Raw genomic sequence first — 17505 nt, 5'->3', positions numbered from 1 at the left:
GAACATGCCTCGTTCCGGGCGTTTTGAGCGGTGGGCGAACAGGGAGGATCGGCCGCTCCGTGACCCTCCTACCCATGAGCGACCCCGGCCGCACCCTCCGGCACCCCCCCGATTCGCCCGGGTCTCGATCCGGGTGGAGCTCCACCCGGATCGAGGCCCGCCCGCCCCAGGTCTCAGCCGTGGAGACGACGCGTCGAACGGGCTCCGAAGGCCAACGCCGCCACGGTCAGCCCGACCGCCATGACCCAGCCGAGCAGTACCGTTCCGTCCCACGTTCCGCCGCCGAACGACACCCGTGCCGCGTCCACCACGTGCGCCACCGGGTTGAGCCGCGACAGCGTGTACAGCCAGCCCGGCGCCGACTCCATCGGCAGCAGCACCCCGGAGAGCAACAGGAGCGGCATCATCACGGTCTGGACGATGGGCGCGAACACGTAGGTCCGTCCGACGGCCATCGCGACCACGTAGGACAGCGTGGCGAGCCCGGTCGCCAGCACCCCCAGCAGCGCGAACCCCGCCAGGGCCCCCGGCAAGGTGGTCCGGAAACCGAACGGCAGCACCAGGAACAGGATCAGCAGCATCTGCGTCGACACGATCACGAGGTCGCGCAGGACCCGACCGAGCAGCAGGGCCACCCGACCGGCCGGGGTGACCAGCATCCGTTCGTGCGCGCCCGAGGCCATCTCGGGCAGGAGCCCGAACCCGGCGAAACCGGAGGTGAACAGGGTCAGCATCACGAAGAGGCCGGGCACGAACCACTGCCACGGGTTCTCCCCCTCCGCACCCGACAGCCCGGTGAGCAGCGGCGCGAACAGCACCAGGTACAGCAGCGGCTGGAGCATACCGAAGGCGATGACGAACGGCCGGTGCCACACCGGGCGCATCTGTCGGGCGAACACGGTGCCTGTGTCGCGGAGCAGTCCCGCGAGCCCTCCGTGTCGGGCGGAGCGGACGGTCTCGGGGGTCATGGCGGTGGTCATCGGCCCTCCTCACGCAGGCTGCGGCCGGTCAGGGTCAGGAACACGTCGTCCAGGGTGGGACGCTGCACCTGGACGGTGCTCAGATCGAGGTCGGCGGCGTCGAGAGCGCGCAGCAGGTCCGGCAGGACGGCGTCGCCGCGCTCCGTCCGGAAGCGCACCTCGTGGTCGGCCCCGGTTCCCCGATGGACCTCGACCCCGCCGTCCGACGCGATCCCGTCGGCCACCCGAGCGGCACTCCGGGACTGCTCCTCGTCGCCGAAGACGAGGGTCACCAGGTCGCCGGAGACGCGGCCCTTGAGCTCCTCGGGCGAACCGTCGGCGATCACCCGCCCGTGATCGATGACCAGGACCCGCTCGGCCGCGGAGTCGGCCTCGTCCAGGTAGTGGGTGGTGAGCACGACGGTCGTCCCGAACTCCTCCCGCAGCCGCGTGACGTGCTCCCACAGGTCGGCCCGGCTGTGCGGGTCCAGTCCCGCGGAGGGCTCGTCAAGGAAGAGCAGACCGGGGCGGTGCACCAGGCCCATGGCGACGTCGAGCCTGCGCCGCTGGCCCCCGGAAAGGGTGTCGACCTCGCGCCGGCCGACGGCAGCGAGGTCGAACGTCTCCAGCAGGTCGCCGGCCCGACGCCGGGCGGTGCGGCGGTCGAGCCCGTAGAGAAGGCCCTGGGAGTACAGCTCGTCGTGGACACGCTGGTCGTCCGCGGCGCCATGCCCCTGTCCGACGAACCCGATCCGGCGACGGACCTCGGAGGGCTCGGCGCGTACGTCACGTCCGGCGACGGTGGCCGTGCCGAAGGTGGGTTCGAGGAGGGTGGTGAGCATGCGCAGGGTGGTGGACTTACCCGCCCCGTTGGGGCCGAGGAGCGCGACGGTCTCTCCTGCGGCCACGTCGATATCGACACCGCGGACGGCTTCGACGGTCTCCTTGCCGACCCGGAAGCGCCGGGTCAGTTCACGTGTGCGGATCATGGATCCCTCCGTATTAAAACTTGAATACGAGGATCAGACTGCACCACGAGGCGTGGTTATTCAAGTTTTAATAGCAACGGTGGGACCGAAAAGCGCGAACTCGAAGGATCCGGACCCCGGGAGGGACGAGGGCCCGGGCCCGTGAGAGTCACGAGCACGCCGGCCGGGAGAACGGGGCGTCGGAACACCGAGAAGGCGGGGACCCGGGAAGGTCTCGGGCCCGGTCAGGCCGGCGGAAGGCCGAAGGCGCTCGGGCTGTCGTCGGCCATGACGTACTCCCCCGCCTCCAGCGAGGAGATCAACCGCCGGGTCCAGGCGGCACCCGAGTCGAGCGAGTACTCCCAGAGCCGGTAGAGCTCGCGCACGTGGGCGGGCTTCCCCCACTTCGTCTCGGAAGGATCCATCGACTCGCGCACCCCCGCGACGTTCCCCTCCAGCCACTCCAACCGTTCCCGGAGCAGGCCGATCACGTCGGCGCGCGGCAGGCTGGTCATCAGGGTGATCCCGGCGCACAGCATCGCGTGATCGTCGGTGCTGCTCAGCGCCCTGCGAAGGAGCCGGTCGTACTCCGCCTCCCCCTCCTCGGTGATCTCATAGGAGGTGCGATCCGTGACCTCCCCCTCCGCCACGAACTCACGGAGTCTTCCCTGTTCGGAGAGCTTGCGCAGCGCGTGGTAGAGCGAACCCCACTTGACGTTGGCCCACTCCTCGGCGCCCCAGTCCATCAGTTCGCGACCCACCCGGTAGCCGTGCGCCTGCCCGTGGATCCGCACCACACCGAGCACCAACAACCGCGTCGCCGACATCGCCACCCTCGTCCCTGAAGAATCCCGCACCCAGGTTACGAGGGCGCGCGCACGCGCGGGGCGGGCCGCCTCGCGGCCGGCGGTCGTGTTCATGGACCCGAGGGCGCGCGCACGCGAGGGGCGGACGTCTCGGCGAGACGTCCGCCCCTCATGCTCGCGCGAGGTCGTGGAACCCCGGGCTCAGCAGCCTCCGGCCACGGCCGGGATGATCGACACCTGCTGACCGTCCTTGACCTCGGTCTGCAGGCCCTTCTCGAAACGGACGTCCTCGTCGCCGACGTAGACGTTGACGAAGCGGCGCACCTTGCCGTTGTCGTCGAGGATGCGGGCGCGGATGCCCGGGTGGTTGGCCTCCAGGTCGTCGAGGATCTCGGCGAGGGTGGAGCCCTCGGCGCTGACCTCGGAGGCGTCACCGGTGTAGGTGCGCAGGATGGTGGGGACGCGAACGCTGGCGCTCATGTGGTGGTTCTCCTGGTCTGTGAGTGCGGTGGCGAAAGGCGGGCGGGGAGGTGACCGTCAGGCCAGCCCGGCCTCGGTGAACGCCTTCAGCGAGGGCTTGATGGTGGCGGTGACGCCCGCGTCGACCGCGTTGAGGGTCTTGAGCCCGTCGCCGGTGTTGACGATGACGGTCTCCGCCTCGGTGTCGAGCTTCCCCTCACGGACCAGCTTGCGCAGGACGCCGGTGGTCACGCCGCCCGCGGTCTCGGCGAAGATGCCCTCGGTACGGGCGAGGAGCTTGATGGCGTCGACGATCTCGTCGTCGCCCACGTGCTCGATGGAGCCGCCGGTGCGCTGGGCGATGTCGAGGACGTAGGGCCCGTCCGCCGGGTTGCCGATGGCCAGCGACTTGGCGATCGTGTCCGGCTTGACCGGCTGGATGACGTCGTGGCCGCTCTCCCAGGCCTTGGCCACCGGGGAGCAGCCGGTGGCCTGGGCGCCGAAGACCTTGTAGGGGCGGTCCTCGACCAGGCCGACCTTGATCAGCTCTTGGAAGCCCTTGTCGATCTTGGTGAGCTGGGAGCCGGACGCGATCGGGATGACGATCTGGTCGGGCAGCCGCCAGCCGAGCTGTTCGGCGATCTCGTAGGCCAGCGTCTTGGAGCCCTCCGCGTAGTAGGGCCGCAGGTTGACGTTGGTGAAGCCCCAGCTCTCGCCGGCCGGGTCGCCGATGAGCTCGGAGCAGAAGCGGTTGACGTCGTCGTAGTTGCCGTCGATCGCGACGACCTTGCCGCCGTAGACCGCGGCCATGACGACCTTGCCCTCCTCGAGCCCCGCGGGGATGAACACGCAGGACTCGAAGCCGGCCCGGGCGGCGGCGGCGCCGACCGCTCCGGCGAGGTTGCCGGTGGAGGAGCAGGACAGGGTGGTGAACCCGAAGGTGCGGGCGGCCTCGACGGCGATCGCGACCACGCGGTCCTTGAAGGAGTGCGTGGGGTTGCCGGAGTCGTCCTTGACGTGCAGGGAGGAGAGGCCGAGTTCGGCGGCCAGACGGTCGGCGCGGACCAGGGGGGTCAGACCGGGGTTCATGTTCGGGAGCTCGGCCACGTTGTCGGGGACCGGCAGGAGGGAGCGGTAGCGCCAGATGTTCTTGGGGCCGCTCTCGATCTCCTCACGGGAGACGTTCCCGAAGTCGTAGGCGACCTCGAGGGGGCCGAAACAGAAGCTACAGGCGAAGATCGGCGAGAGCTCGTAGCGTTCGCCGCACTCCCGACAGGAGAGGGCGGTCCCCGGACCGAAGGCGCGGACGGCGGTGGGTTCAGTGGCGGCAATCGCCATGGCGAGGCGTCTCCCCTCATCTTTCCTGGTGGCCACCTTGACCCCAGGCCGGAGTTGGCACCTGCCTCGACCGGGACACGAACGCGTGTCCACATGACGAGATGGTTGCCGGGGCTTCGCAGGGCCGGTCCCTCCACCCCTCTGGATGAGCAATATGAAATTGTGGCTCTCTCCTCGGAGAACGCACCGCCACTGTAACGGACGTATCGCCCGGTTTTCCATCGAGGGTGACCCGTATTACACTCGCGTCTCATATTTCGATACAACTTGAGACGGCCTTGTCGGAGCGGGTTCCCGGCGTTCCCCGTGGTGCGACCGCGTCCCGAGGGACCTTGGCCGTGTTTGGATCCGGGGCCCGCAGGCGAGACCTACGGATGCGCCCCTCGTCCGGGCGCCCTTCCACGTGGACCCACCGTCCCACCATCCGCACGCGCTCCTGAGAGGACCAAGACGTGGACAAGGCACAGATCCTCATCGCCTCGAACCGAGGGCCGGTCTCCTTCTCCACCACGGCCGACGGCTCCCTGGAACACCGACGGGGAGGCGGCGGCCTGGTCTCGGGGATGATCTCGGTGGCCACCGGGATCGATTCCCTCTGGGTCTGCGCCGCCCTCTCGGACTCCGACCGGCGCGCCGCCGGTGAGGCCCCGGGGGCGCGGCTGGACCGTACTCACGACCTGGGCGGGATGAGCGTCCACATGTTGGACATCCCGGCGGACGTGCTCACCGGCGCCTACACCGACGTGTCCAACTCGACCCTGTGGTTCGTGCAGCACATGATGTACGACACCCCCAACAAGCCGTCCTTCGGTTCACGTTTCCGAGAACAGTGGGGGCACTACCGCGCCTACAACGAGGCCTTCGCCGACGCGCTGGTGGCCGGGGCCGCCGTCAACGCCCGCGTGGCCGTCCAGGACCTCCACCTGGCCCTGGTCCCCCACATCCTGCGCAACCGCCGCCCCGACCTGCGCATCGCGCACTTCTCGCACACCCCCTGGGCCCCGCCGGAGTACTTCCGGATGCTGCCCTCACAGGTGGCGCGGGAACTACTGGAGGGCATGCTCGGCGCCGACCACCTCGGCTTCCTCAGCCCCCGCTGGGCCGACGCCTTCCTGCGCTGCTGCGCCGAGATCCTGCGCGCCGACGTCGATCTCGAACGACGCACCGTGGAGCACGGCGGCCGGGTGATCGAGGTGGGCGTGCACGCCCTGGGCGCCGACGAGGACCTGCTGCGCGAGAGCGCGGCCGAGCCGGCCGTCGCCGAACGCCGGCGCACCCTGCTCGACCTGGTCGGGGACACCCGGCTCATCGTGCGTGTGGACCGGACCGAGCTGTCCAAGAACATCGTGCGCGGGCTGGAGGCCTACCGGGAGCTGCTGACGGCGCGCCCGGAGTGGCGGGGCCGGGTCACCCATCTGGCGTTCGCCTACCCCAGCCGGGGCGACGTGCCCGAGTACCGCGCCTACACCGAGTCGGTACTGCGGACCGCCAAGGAGATCAACGAGGAGTTCTCGACCGCCGAGTGGACCCCGGTGATCCTGGAGGTCGACGACGACTACCCCCGGTCCCTCGCCTCGTTCCAGCTCGCGGACGTGCTGCTGGTCAACCCCATCAGGGACGGCATGAACCTGGTCGCCAAGGAGGGCCCGGTGCTGTCCGAACGCGACTGCGCCCTGGTGCTCTCCCGTGAGGCGGGGGCCGCCGACGAGCTGGGCGACGCCGCCCTGCTGGTCGACCCCTACGACACGCTGGACACCGCCGAGGCGCTGCACACCGCGTTGACGATGCCCGAGGAGGAGCGGCGCAAGCGCCGGGAGCGTCTGGCCGAGGCGGCGGTGGCCCTGCCGCCGCGCCGCTGGTTCGAGGACCAGCTCCGTTCCCTGGGCTGAGTCGACCGTCTCCACCGGAACGGGCCCTGGACCTTCGGGGCCCGTTCCGTGTCCGTCACCCGTCCGAACCGGGCCTCATTCGGCGTCGGGCACCCGGGCCATGAGTTCGGCGACGATCCCGTTCCTGGCGTCGATGTAGTCCTGGAGCCGCTCCCAGGTGCGTTCGCCCAATTCCCGCTTGAACGCCGCGTAGCGCTCGCGGGCCTCCTCGTCGGCGATGAGAAGGTCGCGGAACGCGCGCATACGTCGCGGTTCGGCGCAGTTCTCGGAGAAGACGAACAGGTTCACGTTGACCCGGGAACCCTTCAGAAGCCGGTATTCGACGCGGTCCGTGCTGCGGACGGACATGCTGTAGCCGGCCCGTTCCAACTCCGGCAGGTAGGTCGAGCCGTCGTCGGGGTCGTCCACCACCATCAGGACGTCGATGCACGGGCGCGCGTCCAGCCCGGGCACGGCGGTGGAGCCGACGTGTTCGATGGTGAGGGCGCGTTCGCCGAGGGCGCCGCGGATCCGGTCGGCCTCCTGCCGGAACAGGTAGGGCCATTTGGGGTCGTGGGGGACGATGGCGATCCGCCCGTTCACCGGGCCCTGTGGGGTCGGTCCGGGCCGGGGCTCGCCGCGTGAGGGAAGCGAGGGGGACTTCAGGGAGGACATTCCACACAGCCTTGTCCCTGGTGATGCGCGAGTCAAGACCTCTCACGTGGCTTACATATGCACGCGCATTTCCTCGATGACGGACTGTTGACCTGGGCTGACCGTCGGCTATGACGCTTTTCTCCGTTTTTATGACGGCACGCGGAACCAACTTTCGCACCGTTCGGAAGAAACGCGCCGACCCGTTTTTCTCCCCCACTCTCCCACCCCTCACATGACGAACGGGGCGCCCCGAGAGGCACCCCGTTCGTCGTCGGTCATAGCGCCGACTACTTGCTCTTGCGGCGACGGCCGCCCTTCCTACGTCGCGACGGCCGCTCCTCCTCACGGGCCTGGGCGGCGCGCTCCAGCGCCAATTCCTCCTCCTCGGCCTCGCGCTCGGCCTTGACCCCGTACGGGTCCGCCGAGCTGCGACGCACCCACAGCACCAGGCCCAGCACGATGACCGCCAGGACCAGGCCGATCAGGGCGAACCACATCCAGAGCGGGATGTGCACGCCCTGGTCCTCCTGCACCAGGTTCTCGTCGATGAGCGGGATGTCCTGCGCCTCGCCCGAGGCGCGGGCCATCGCCGACTCCACGTGCAGCGTGGGCAGGCCGCCGCTCCCCTCCTGGGAGCCCTCGACCATGGCGTCGCGAAGCTGCGCCGGGTCCAGCTGCGGGTACTCGGCGGTGAGAAGGGCCGCCGCTCCGGCGGTGATGGCCGCCGCGTAGGGCGCGCCGTCCACCTGGGTCTGTCCCATGTCCGGGCCCGCGGTCTCCAGCTCGACGCCGGGGGCGGTCAGGTCGATGAGGGAGGCGTCGGGCGACTCCGGTACGAGTCCCCCGTTCTGGTCCACCCCCGCCACGGCCAGGACGTTGGGGTCCTCCTCGCCACCGGCCGGGCCGACCACCAGGGTGTCGCGATCCGCGGCGAAGGCCGTGGCCTCCAGCAGCGCCTCGCTCCCGTCGCCGGCCCTGGGCAACAGGATCACCTGGACCCCGCTCTCCACCGCGTGCCGGACCGCCTTGGACAGGTCCCCCTCGGTGGGGATCGCCAGGACGGAGGCCTCCGGCGCCACTCCCAGCACACCGCCGTCGGCGTCCATGCCGTGGCCGTGCGCCACCACCAGGGCGGCCGCGGCCGTACCCTGCTGATTCGCGGTCCCGTTCTCACCGAGTTCGGTGTCGATCTCGACGTTGTCGCGCAGGTCGGGGTGTTCCTCGTCCACGGAGGCACCGGGCATGGCCACCGTGACACCGCGGCCCTCGGTCCGCTCCCAGACCTCCTGAGCGCCGATGGACGTCAGAGCCCACTGCTCGGGTCTGAAGTCGGGAATGTCCGCGGCCGCGGGAGCCGCCGTTCCCCCCAGCACGGCCAGGGACGCGCAGGCCCCCGCCACGACGCCCAGCAGATGGCGTTTGTATGTCCTGCTACGGCTGTTGCCCCCGAGCACGTCAGGCTCCCTCGAACGTTGCGGTCGGCGTTCCGCCGGGCCCTCCCCCGGACCCTCGCAATTCTGTCATGCGCACACGATTCCGGCTTGGACAAGTACCGTGCAGGGTAGGGAAGGCAACTGTATCTCTGCTGCCAGTCCTAGGGTTTGCGCTCCTCATACGGCATGTCGAGTCGCTAGCATGAGTCGCGCCGATCCGGACCAACCGAAGACCCGTCCAGGGGGTGTCCTATGCCGAATATCGGTCCGGCCGAAGACGGCCGGTCGGCCCTCGCCGAACGCGAACAGCGCATCCTCGCCTTCGAACGCCAGTGGTGGAAGTTCGAGGGCTCCAAGGAGCAGGCGATCCGTGACGAGTTCGGGTTCTCCGCGACCCGCTACTACCAACTGCTCAACGGTCTGGTCGACCGTCCCGAGGCCGCGGCCTTCGACCCGATGACCGTCAAGCGGCTGCGCCGCCTGCGCGCCGACCGACAGCGGCAGCGCAACGCCCGCCGCCTGGGAATCCATCTCTGAACCACGATGGCGTGCCCCGCGCACACGGCCCCGACGGTGATCCCGCTCGGGGCCGCCACGGCGTTCCCCACCGACGACGATGACGAGGTCCTCGCATGTCCCCGGCCGAGCCCGGACCCCTGCTCTCCCCCACGACCGACGCCGGACGCGCCGCCCTGACGGCGCTGCTGGACGACCCCTCTACGGCGCTGACCGGCTTCGACTTCGACGGCACCCTGGCGCCCATCGTCGCCGACCCCCGGGACTCGGCGCCCCAGGCCGGGATCGTCGAGGCACTGACCGACCTGGCCGACCTGGTCGGAACGGTCGCCGTGATCACCGGACGCCCCGCCGAGACCGCCGTGCTGTTGGGCGGGCTGGACCGGGTGCCCGGCATCGTCGTCCTCGGCCACTACGGAGCCGAACGGTGGGTGGACGGGCGGGTGATCGCCGCCGACCCGCCGCCCGGGGTGGCGTTGGTCCGTTCCGAGCTGCCCGCCCTGGTGGAGGCCTCCGGAGCCCCCGCCGGGACCTGGATCGAGGACAAGGGGCGTTCGCTGGCCGTGCACACACGGCGTGCCGAGGACCCCGACCGGGCCTTGGCGCTGCTCGCCGAGCCCTTGAAGGAACTGGCCGAGCGTGCCGAGCTCAAGTTGGAGCCGGGGCGGATGGTGATCGAGCTCCGTCCACAGGGTGTGGACAAGGGTGCCGCCCTCACCTCACTGGTCGAGGAGAGGGCGGCGCGTTCCGTCCTCTACGCCGGCGACGACCTGGGCGACCTGCCCGCCTTCGCCGCCGTCACGGCCCTGCGCGAGCGCGACGTGCCCGGTCTGACCGTCTGTTCCTCCTCCGACGAGGTCACCGAGGTGGCCGACGCGGCCGACCTGATCGTCCCCGGACCCGCCGGTCTGGCCGAACTCCTCGCCGAACTCACGAAGAGGATTCGCGGGCCTGTGGAATGAGCGCCGCACGGGCCGCCGTACGCAGATCCACCAGTCCGGTGCGGTCGCGCCCGTAGTGCACGGCGTTGGTGAGCACGCCCACGTACCGTCCGCTCTCGGGGTGCATGAACAGGCTCGTCCCGGTGAAACCGTTGTGGTAGACCACCCCCTCCGGGGTGATGAGCCAGCCCAGACCCCGTGAGAGGCCGTTGCCCGCGTCCACCTGCGGGGTCCAGCTCTCCCGGATGAACGAGCCCGGGATCTCCCCCTCCTCACCGTCCTCACTCAAACGCAGGATCTCCCGGGCGAAGGCGCCCAGATCGATGGCGGTGCTGAACACACCGGCGTGCCCGGCCACCCCGCCCATCAACGCCGCCGCCTCGTCGTGCACCACGCCCCAGGTGGGGGCGGTGCCGACCAGACGGCGTTCGGTGGGTGCCACATGGGGCGAACGGGGCAGCGGACCATAGGTGGTCGAACGCATACCCAACCGGCTCCATAGATCGGCGGTCAGCCGGTCCAGGCCCCGCCCGTACAGACGCTCCAACAACAGGCCCAAAAGGATGAAGCCCCGGTCCACGTACAGGTAGCCGGGCTCCTCCAGTGGATCCTCCAGGATGGCCTCGGCCAGGTCCTGATCGGTCCCCACGTACCGCTCCAACCAGGTGACCTGGTTGAGCCGGCTCGTATGGGTGAGGATCTGACGGGTCGTCACCCAGGCCCCGGGAAGCTCCTCCCCCGGAAAGTATTCGGACATCGGAGCGTTGAGGTCCAAAACCCCCTCGGCGACCGCTCTACCGACCAACGGCCAGGTCGCCATCACCTTCGTCAGGCTCGCGACGTCGTAGGACACGTCCGGAGCGGTGTCGTGTTCGCCGTCGATCCGACCGACCGCGACGAACTCCCACATTCCTCCGGTACCGATGACCGCCGCCCCTCCCGGAAGCCAGTCGGCGTCGACCATCACCTTCAGGACCCCTCGGATCCGCGCTCCCGTTTCCGTGAGCCAGTCACCATCACGCACCACACGCCTCCCCCCGAGCGGTCTGCTCCACTCTCGGCGGATACCCCGTCGACCCGGGCTTGTCACACCCTCGTCGTCTCCGAACAGTACGAAACCCCCGCAGGTAGAGGCCGTAATCAGGGCACTTGGGCGTGGCGAAGTAGGCTGTCGACCACGAGTTCCCCGAGGAGGACCATGAGCAGCCAGACCCCCGTTCCCGCCGGATTCGTCGGCGTGGCCGGAAACATGGGCATCAAGGACCCCAAGGACGACTTCTTCGCCGTGGTCTCCCAGACCCCGGCGGTGGTGTCCGCGGTGTTCACCCGATCCCGCTTCGCCGGACCCAGCGTGCGCCTCAGCCGCGACGCCGCCGCCGACGGTCGGGCCCGAGGGGTCACCGTGGTCGCCCGCAACGCCAACGTCGCCACCGGGCGGATCGGAACCCGTGACGCCCGCGAGGTCCAGGAGCGCGTGGCCCGGGCCGCCGGGATCGACCCCGACGACCTCCTGATCGCCTCCACCGGTGTCATCGGCCGCCCCTACCCCATGGAGCGGATGCGCGAGTACCTGGACGGGCTGCCCGCCGAGTTCCCGCCGGCCGACCTGGACCGGTCCGCCTCGGCGATGATGACCACCGACACCCACCCCAAGATCGTGTCCGTGAAGGTGGGCGGGGCGACCCTGACCGGCATGGCCAAGGGCGTCGGCATGATCGAGCCGGACATGGCGACCATGCTGGCCTGGTTCTTCACCGACGCCGAACTGGAGCAGCCGGTCCTGGACGAGGTGTTCCGCCGGGTCGTGGACCGCACCTTCAACGCGCTGAGCATCGACAGCGACACCTCCACCAGCGACTCCGCCGCGATCTTCGCCAACGGCCTCGCCGGTCCGGTGGACGTCGCCGCCTTCGAGGAGGCCCTGTACGGGGCGGCCCTGAAGCTGGTCCGAATGATCGCCTCCGACGGCGAGGGCGCTGGCAAGCTCATCGAGGTGCGGATCACCGGTGCCCGCGACGACGCCCAGGCCAAGCGGATCGGCAAGGCCGTGGTGAACTCCCCACTGGTCAAGACCGCCGTGCACGGCGCCGACCCCAACTGGGGCCGGGTCGCGATGGCCGTGGGCAAGTGCTCGGACGAGACCGACGTCCTCCCGGAGAACGTGCGGATCGTCTTCGGCGACGTGGAGACCTTCCCGGCCGAGTCCACCGAGGAGACCCTGGAGCGCGCCTCCCGCCACATGAAGGGCGACGAGGTGTTCATCGGGGTGGACCTGGGCATCGCCGACGGCGACTTCACCGTCTACGGCTGCGACCTGACCGAGGGCTACATCCGCATCAACGCCGACTACACGACCTGAGGCGCCCCCTCCGGCCCGATACCGCGAGGGCCCCGGTCCGATCGACCGGGGCCCTCGTCATGTCCGGCGGGACATCGACCCGCCGTCTTCGATGAACATCCATGCCCGCCCGTGCCGGCCGTATCGACCCGGGCGGGGTCCTGGCGTGAGGCCGGGTTCGGCCGCACGGAACCGGATCACACGTGGACGACGGGACCGTCGGTCATCCGCCCCGAACGCATGAACAGCGCCAGGATCGCGCCCAGCAGCAGTAGCGCCGAGGCGATGATGAACGCCAGGTGGAGCCCGTCCAGGAAGGCCAGGTTGCTGGCCTCGGTGACCGCCGCCGTGACGGTGGCGTCGGCCCCCTCCGGCACGACCGCCCCGCCCTGCGCGACCGTGCTCTGCATACCGGCGAGCTCACCCGAGGAGGGCTCCTCCAGCCCGGCGGAACCGTAGTGCGAGGGCAGGGTGGAGACGATGGTCGCGGACATGACCACGCCCAGGACCGCCGTGCCCAGCGAACCGCCGAGCTGCATCGCCGCCTGCTGCACGGCCGAGGCGACCCCGGCGAACCGCACCGGGGCGTTGCCGATGATGGCGGCGGTGGCGCCGGTCATCACCAGGCTCAGCCCCACGCCCAGCAGTACGAAGGCCACCGACATGTAGGGCACGCCGGTCTCCCCGTCCAGGCGGGAGAGCATGAACATGCCGATCGACGCGGACAGCAGACCCACCGTTGTGGGGGGTCTGGCACCGACCCGGTCCAGGATCCGACCGGCGATCGGGGAGGTGATGGCCATCATCGCGGTCATGGAGATGAGCTGGAGTCCGGTCTGGGCGGGACTCATCCCCCGCACGCCCTGGAGGTAGAAGGTGATGAAGAACAGGGAGCCCATCAGGCCGACCGCCATCAGCACCGTCAGCACCACGCCGATCGACACCGACGGGTTGGTGAACAGGCCGAGCGGGATCAGCGGCTGCTCCGGCCTGCGCTCCCACAACACGAAGGCGAGCCCGAACACCAGGGTGGCCCCCAGGGAGGCCAGCGTGATCGGGTGTCCCCAACCGATGCTCGGCGCCTCCACCAGGGCCCAGACCAGGGCGAAGATGGTGATGCTGATGAGCACGATGCCGGGCACGTCCATGCGGCTGCCGGGGTCGGTCGGCGCGTTGGCCGAGAGCAGCCACATCCCCAGGGCCAGGGCGAGCGCGCCCACCGGGGCGTTGATGTAGAAGACGGCCTCCCAGCCGAACGCGCTCACGAGCACGCCGCCCAGGATCGGTCCACCCGCCGTGGCGGCGCCGATCAGGCTGCCGAAGACGCCGAAGGCCCGGCCGAGTCGGCTGGGCGGGAAGCTCGCCCGCATCAGTCCCATCGCGGAGGGCAGCAGCAGCGCGCCGAAGACACCCTGCACGATCCGGAAGGCGATGAGCATGACCACGCCGGACGACAGCGCGATGGCCACCGAGGAGAGGACGAACCCGACCACGCCCACGAGGTAGGTGTTGCGGTGGCCGAAGCGGTCGCCGAGCTTGCCCGCGGTGATCAGGAAGACCGCGAGGCCCAGCAGGTAGCCGTGGGTGACCCATTGGAGTTCGGCGAGGGAGGCCCCGAGCGAGGCGCCGATCGCCGGGTTGGCGACCGCCACGATGGTGCCGTCCAGCGCCACCATCATCACGCCGAAGGCGATGGCGACCAGGGTCGCCCAGGGGCTCTTGGTGAAGCCGCCCTTGATCCGGTCCGGTGGCGCGGTCGGCGCCGACGGCGGCGATGCCTGTGTCGTCATGTTCTCCCCCGAGGAATCCCGTTATCGTCTCGGCGAGATTATGTCAGCGACTGACACTTGACAACCGCTGTCATAAGTCAGTGACTGACGTCATATCGCTCCCCATGTATCCTCGATGGGGAAGGCGAGATCCGGTCGAGGCCGGTAACGAGGGGAGGCGCGTCCGTGAACACGACGAGCCCCGAGCCGGTCGGGCTGCGCGAACGCAAGAAGGCCCGCCTCCGCCAAGAGCTGATCAACACCGCCGTCCGCCTCTTCCACGAGCGGGGTTTCGAGGGCACGACCACCGAGGAGATCGCCGCCGCCGTCGGCGTCTCCCAGCGCACCTTCTTCCGCTACTTCGCCTCCAAGGAGGCCGTGGTCCTGGCCGCCGCCGAGGGCGTGGACCAGATCCTGTTCGAGGCCCTGCGCGCCCGGCCCGCCGACGAGCCGCCCTTCCTCGCCCTGCGCAACGCGATGCGCGACCACTGGGCCCATCTGGAGCGCGAGGGCCTGCACCTCATCGGCGCCACCGAGGACCTCAGCGCCCGCAGCCCCGAGATCCTCGACACCAACCTGCGTTACTGCCGACAGCGGCAGGAGCAGCTCGCCGAGGTCGTGGGCGAACGCGCGGGCGTCGACCCCGCCACCGACCCTCGCCCCTCCCTCGTGGCGGCGGTGTTCTTCGCCGCCCTCAACAACGGCTACCAGAACTGGTGCTCCGAGGGCTGCCAGAACACCGAGCGGCTTCTACGCTCCTTCCTCGAACAGCTCGATCTGCTTCCCCAGGCGATCGGCGACGACTGGGGCACCCCTCAGGCCCGGAGCGCCTGACCAGGCCCGACCCCGGCCGCAGGAGATCCACCGCGCGGCCCCGCGAGCTACGACATCTCCATCGAGGCACGCCCTCTCACCAGCCCGGGGCGAACCCCGGGCACGGTCATCTCAGGACACGGCCCTGGCCGTCACCGTGCCCTTTCGCTCTCCGCTCCCTCAGAGTCCGGCCACCTCCGGACGCACCACCTCGCGCACCGCCTCCCGAGCCCGTTCCGGGCTCTCGGCGGCCAGGGCGAGCTCGGCCAACCGGCGGCATTCGGCGAAGGTGTGCCGGGACAACGCGTACCGCACCACCGGCAGCGCGGGCGGGGCCATCGACAGCCCGGTCACCCCGACCCCCACCAGCACCAGGGCGAGCAGCGGGTCGGAGGCCGCCTCGCCGCACACCCCGACCGGTCTGCCCAACCTCTCCCCCGCGTCACCGACCTTGGCCACCAGCTCCAACAGCGCCGGCTGCCAGGGGTCGAGAAGCTCGGGGAGCGTGTCGAGGGTCCGGTCGACGGCCATGGTGTACTGCGCGAGGTCGTTGGTGCCGATCGACACGAAGTCGACCCGGCTCAGCAGCCGTTCGGCCGCCAGCGCCGCCCCGGGCACCTCCACCATCACCCCGACCTCGCCGACCCCGGCGGCGCGGGCCAGCTCGACGAACTCGCCCGCCTCGGCCGGGGTGGAGACCATCGGGGCCATCACCCGGATCCGGACCGTCTCCTCGTCCTTGTCCACCTCGCGTACGGCGGAGGCGATGGCGGTCAGCTGGTCGACGAGCAGGTGGGGGTGGACGCGCGAGGTCCGAAAGCCCCGCACCCCCAGAGCCGGGTTGGCCTCCTCGCCGGTGGCGACGAACCCCAGCGGCTTGTCCGAGCCGGCGTCCAGCGTCCGCACGGTCACCGTCCGACCGGCGAAGGCCCGGAACAGACGCGTGTAGACCGCGGTCTGCTCGGCGACGCTCGGGGGCTCGTCGCGGTCGAGGAAGAGGAACTCGGTCCGGAACAGCCCGATGCCCTCACCGTCGTGTTCGGCGCTCCGGCCCGGGTCGGCCTCCCCGGCGTTGAGCAACAGCGCCACCGGGACGCCGTCGAGGGTGCGACCCGGTCCGGTGGCCTCGGCGGCCAGAGCACGACGGCGTTCGGCCCGCCCCTGAAGGCTCTCGACCCTGTCCTTGGAGGGGTCGATCTCGACCGTTCCGGCGTCGCCGTCCACCGCCACCAGGGCGCCCTCGGCCAGGTCCTCGGCGCCCGGGCAGCCCACCACGGCGGGCAGCCCCAGAGCGCGGGCCAGGATCACCGTGTGACTGGTGGGACCGCCGAGCCGGGTGACGATGGCCTTCACCTGCTCGGGGTCCAGGCGCACCGTGTCGGCGGGGGCCAGATCGTGGGCGACCAGGACGTAGGGGTGGCCCGGCTCCGGCAGCCCCGGCATGGCCCGCCCCAGCAGCACCGCCACCGCCCGGTCACGGATGTCGGCCAGGTCGGCGGCGCGCTCGGCCAGATAGCCGCCGGCGGCCAGAAGCAGCTCCCGGTAGCGTTCGCAGGCCTCGTGCACGGCCCAGGCCGCCGCCCTGCCCTCGCGGATCAGTGCCCCGGCCTGCCTGCGCAGCTCGGGATCGCGGGCCATCAGCGCTTGGGCGTTGAGCACCGCCGCGGCCTCGCCGTCGAGGCGGGCGGCCCGTTCCTCCAGGTCGACACCGACCCGATCCAGGGCGGCGAAGGCGGTCGACTCCTCGTGGTCGGGGTCGCCGACCTCCGGTTCGACCTCGGGCAGGGAGGGTGGCGCCGCCATCCGGGCGACCGGGGCCACCGCGGTTCCGGGCCCGGCGGCGATCCCCTTGAGCGACCGGTCGGGTGCGGGGGAGGTGTCCGTCTGCTCCATGCGTCTCTCCTGCGGCAGGTGGGTTCCGTGCGCCGGCGGTGGGGATGGGTTCCGCCGGAGCACCGGGGGGCTTGTGTTCCCGTGTTCTCCACCCAACCCCGGATCCGCCTCCGGCACCAGAGCGAATTCCGGATCTGTGGACAACCGGCCGCGAAAGACGCGCGGCGGCCACACGTACCTCCCCCGAGACCGAACGGTTCACCGCCCACTCCCGGGAAGGCCTCCCCCGTAGGGCTTCGACGAACCCCGAACACCCACCGTCCACGTATGGCCACGGGACGTCCCTCGGAGTAGCGTGGCCCGGGGCCGTCCCACACGGGCCCCTCCCGGGCCGCCGTGTCCGGCCCGACGTCATGACCACCGACGGCGCCGTCCCCGCGACCGCGCCGACCCCTGTGGCGGATCGAACGGATCCGGCCGATCCTCGACCCGAAGCGACGAGACCCCTCAAGGAAGACCATGCCCGAACGCACCGTTGTCATCGGTTCCCTCCTAGGACTGCACGCCCGCCCGGCGGCCCTGTTCGTCCAGGCCGTCAACGAGACCGGTCTGCCCGTGATGATCTCCCACGAGGGCCACGAGGCGGTGGACGCGCGCAGCGTGCTCGCCGTGATGTCCCTGGGCGTCTCGCACGGCCAGACCGTGACGCTGACCTGCGATGACGAGAACGCGGACGGCGCGCTGGACGGGCTCGTGGAGATGCTCGGCAAGGAACTCGACCCCCGCTGACCGGGGCGGTCGGCCCCC

Annotated in this window: 16 protein-coding genes and 1 riboswitch; of the genes, 6 read left to right on the top strand and 10 right to left on the bottom strand. The window is 70.6% G+C overall.

The annotated features are described in order from the left end of the window. Positions 1–173: 173 nt before the first annotated feature. From U9J66_RS09310 to thrC, 5 genes are all read right to left on the bottom strand, one after another. Positions 174–980: an ABC transporter permease gene (locus U9J66_RS09310; protein ID WP_326337514.1), complete on the bottom strand. Its 807-nt coding sequence runs from the start codon at positions 978–980 to the stop codon at positions 174–176. After that, positions 977–1948 carry an ATP-binding cassette domain-containing protein gene (locus U9J66_RS09305; RefSeq protein WP_326337513.1) on the bottom strand — a complete coding sequence of 324 codons (972 nt, stop codon included), beginning with the start codon at positions 1946–1948 and terminating at the stop codon, positions 977–979. The genes U9J66_RS09310 and U9J66_RS09305 overlap by 4 nt, the downstream gene beginning before the upstream one ends. Before the next feature lie 224 nt (positions 1949–2172). After that, positions 2173–2754, bottom strand: a complete 582-nt coding sequence (locus U9J66_RS09300; RefSeq protein ID WP_326337512.1) for a PadR family transcriptional regulator — start codon at positions 2752–2754, stop codon at positions 2173–2175. Positions 2755–2934: 180 nt separating this feature from the next. Continuing rightward, a complete protein-coding gene (locus U9J66_RS09295) occupies positions 2935–3213 on the bottom strand; it encodes a ubiquitin-like small modifier protein 1 (protein ID WP_014908476.1) in 279 nt (92 codons plus the stop codon). A gap of 57 nt (positions 3214–3270) precedes the next feature. Continuing rightward, the gene (gene thrC, locus U9J66_RS09290; protein ID WP_326337511.1) at positions 3271–4530 is read right to left on the bottom strand and encodes a threonine synthase; all 1260 of its coding nucleotides are present in this window, start codon (positions 4528–4530) and stop codon (positions 3271–3273) included. Between the two features lie 13 nt (positions 4531–4543). After that, a riboswitch (SAM riboswitch) is annotated at positions 4544–4682 on the bottom strand. 300 nt (positions 4683–4982) lie between these two features. Here thrC and U9J66_RS09285 point away from each other — a divergent pair. Continuing rightward, positions 4983–6419, top strand: coding sequence for an alpha,alpha-trehalose-phosphate synthase (UDP-forming) (locus U9J66_RS09285; RefSeq protein ID WP_014913438.1), 1437 nt, complete (start codon positions 4983–4985; stop codon positions 6417–6419). A gap of 75 nt (positions 6420–6494) precedes the next feature. Here the strand turns inward: U9J66_RS09285 and U9J66_RS09280 are convergent, their stop codons facing one another. Beyond that, on the bottom strand, positions 6495–7073 hold the full coding sequence (locus U9J66_RS09280; protein ID WP_014910340.1) for a GrpB family protein: 579 nt from the start codon (positions 7071–7073) through the stop codon (positions 6495–6497). Positions 7074–7342: 269 nt separating this feature from the next. Further along, complete coding sequence (locus U9J66_RS09275) at positions 7343–8509, bottom strand: S8 family serine peptidase (protein WP_161110717.1); 1167 nt, start codon at positions 8507–8509, stop codon at positions 7343–7345. A 231-nt stretch (positions 8510–8740) separates the two neighbouring features. Between U9J66_RS09275 and U9J66_RS09270 the strand changes: the two genes are divergently transcribed. Both U9J66_RS09270 and otsB read left to right on the top strand, forming a co-directional pair. After that, positions 8741–9025 (top strand): DUF3263 domain-containing protein, encoded by a 285-nt coding sequence (locus U9J66_RS09270; protein ID WP_014908429.1) that lies wholly within the window; start codon positions 8741–8743, stop codon positions 9023–9025. Positions 9026–9120: 95 nt separating this feature from the next. Further along, complete coding sequence (gene otsB / locus U9J66_RS09265; RefSeq protein WP_326337509.1) at positions 9121–9966, top strand: trehalose-phosphatase; 846 nt, start codon at positions 9121–9123, stop codon at positions 9964–9966. On the opposite strand, the gene U9J66_RS09260 is transcribed toward otsB, so the two are convergent. Beyond that, positions 9935–10969 (bottom strand): serine hydrolase domain-containing protein, encoded by a 1035-nt coding sequence (locus U9J66_RS09260; protein ID WP_326337508.1) that lies wholly within the window; start codon positions 10967–10969, stop codon positions 9935–9937. The genes otsB and U9J66_RS09260 overlap by 32 nt on opposite strands. Before the next feature lie 174 nt (positions 10970–11143). Here U9J66_RS09260 and argJ point away from each other — a divergent pair, with 174 nt between their 5' ends. Continuing rightward, on the top strand, positions 11144–12304 hold the full coding sequence (argJ, locus tag U9J66_RS09255; protein WP_161110720.1) for a bifunctional glutamate N-acetyltransferase/amino-acid acetyltransferase ArgJ: 1161 nt from the start codon (positions 11144–11146) through the stop codon (positions 12302–12304). 176 nt (positions 12305–12480) lie between these two features. Here argJ and U9J66_RS09250 read toward each other — a convergent pair whose 3' ends face one another. Continuing rightward, positions 12481–14073, bottom strand: a complete 1593-nt coding sequence (locus U9J66_RS09250; RefSeq protein ID WP_017533222.1) for an MFS transporter — start codon at positions 14071–14073, stop codon at positions 12481–12483. Between the two features lie 165 nt (positions 14074–14238). On the opposite strand from U9J66_RS09250, the gene U9J66_RS09245 reads away from it, so the two are divergent. Further along, complete coding sequence (locus U9J66_RS09245; RefSeq protein ID WP_161110721.1) at positions 14239–14886, top strand: TetR/AcrR family transcriptional regulator; 648 nt, start codon at positions 14239–14241, stop codon at positions 14884–14886. A 159-nt stretch (positions 14887–15045) separates the two neighbouring features. Here the strand turns inward: U9J66_RS09245 and ptsP are convergent, their stop codons facing one another. Next, positions 15046–16758 carry a phosphoenolpyruvate--protein phosphotransferase gene (gene ptsP / locus U9J66_RS09240; protein ID WP_326337507.1) on the bottom strand — a complete coding sequence of 571 codons (1713 nt, stop codon included), beginning with the start codon at positions 16756–16758 and terminating at the stop codon, positions 15046–15048. 459 nt (positions 16759–17217) lie between these two features. Between ptsP and U9J66_RS09235 the strand changes: the two genes are divergently transcribed. Then, entirely contained in the window at positions 17218–17487 is a 270-nt protein-coding gene (locus tag U9J66_RS09235; protein ID WP_014909910.1) for an HPr family phosphocarrier protein, read from the top strand. Positions 17488–17505: the final 18 nt, after the last annotated feature.

This window comes from Nocardiopsis sp. LDBS1602 (assembly GCF_035818715.1).
Classification (GTDB): Bacteria; Actinomycetota; Actinomycetes; order Streptosporangiales; family Streptosporangiaceae; genus Nocardiopsis; species Nocardiopsis alba.
Note: the sequence above shows the minus strand (reverse complement) of the source record. Positions and strands in the feature narration are given on the sequence as shown.

Excerpts from the sequence above, each read along its gene's own strand:
- argJ (WP_161110720.1), top strand. The coding sequence starts at position 11,144 with ATGAGCAGCCAGACCCCCGTTCCCGCCGGATTCGTCGGCGTGGCCGGA.
- U9J66_RS09235 (WP_014909910.1), top strand. The coding sequence starts at position 17,218 with ATGCCCGAACGCACCGTTGTCATCGGTTCCCTCCTAGGACTGCACGCC.
- U9J66_RS09295 (WP_014908476.1), bottom strand. The coding sequence starts at position 3,213 with ATGAGCGCCAGCGTTCGCGTCCCCACCATCCTGCGCACCTACACCGGT.
- U9J66_RS09300 (WP_326337512.1), bottom strand. The coding sequence starts at position 2,754 with ATGTCGGCGACGCGGTTGTTGGTGCTCGGTGTGGTGCGGATCCACGGG.
- otsB (WP_326337509.1), top strand. The coding sequence starts at position 9,121 with ATGTCCCCGGCCGAGCCCGGACCCCTGCTCTCCCCCACGACCGACGCC.
- U9J66_RS09280 (WP_014910340.1), bottom strand. The coding sequence starts at position 7,073 with ATGTCCTCCCTGAAGTCCCCCTCGCTTCCCTCACGCGGCGAGCCCCGG.
- U9J66_RS09250 (WP_017533222.1), bottom strand. The coding sequence starts at position 14,073 with ATGACGACACAGGCATCGCCGCCGTCGGCGCCGACCGCGCCACCGGAC.
- ptsP (WP_326337507.1), bottom strand. The coding sequence starts at position 16,758 with ATGGAGCAGACGGACACCTCCCCCGCACCCGACCGGTCGCTCAAGGGG.
- U9J66_RS09270 (WP_014908429.1), top strand. The coding sequence starts at position 8,741 with ATGCCGAATATCGGTCCGGCCGAAGACGGCCGGTCGGCCCTCGCCGAA.
- thrC (WP_326337511.1), bottom strand. The coding sequence starts at position 4,530 with ATGGCGATTGCCGCCACTGAACCCACCGCCGTCCGCGCCTTCGGTCCG.
- U9J66_RS09305 (WP_326337513.1), bottom strand. The coding sequence starts at position 1,948 with ATGATCCGCACACGTGAACTGACCCGGCGCTTCCGGGTCGGCAAGGAG.
- U9J66_RS09310 (WP_326337514.1), bottom strand. The coding sequence starts at position 980 with ATGACCACCGCCATGACCCCCGAGACCGTCCGCTCCGCCCGACACGGA.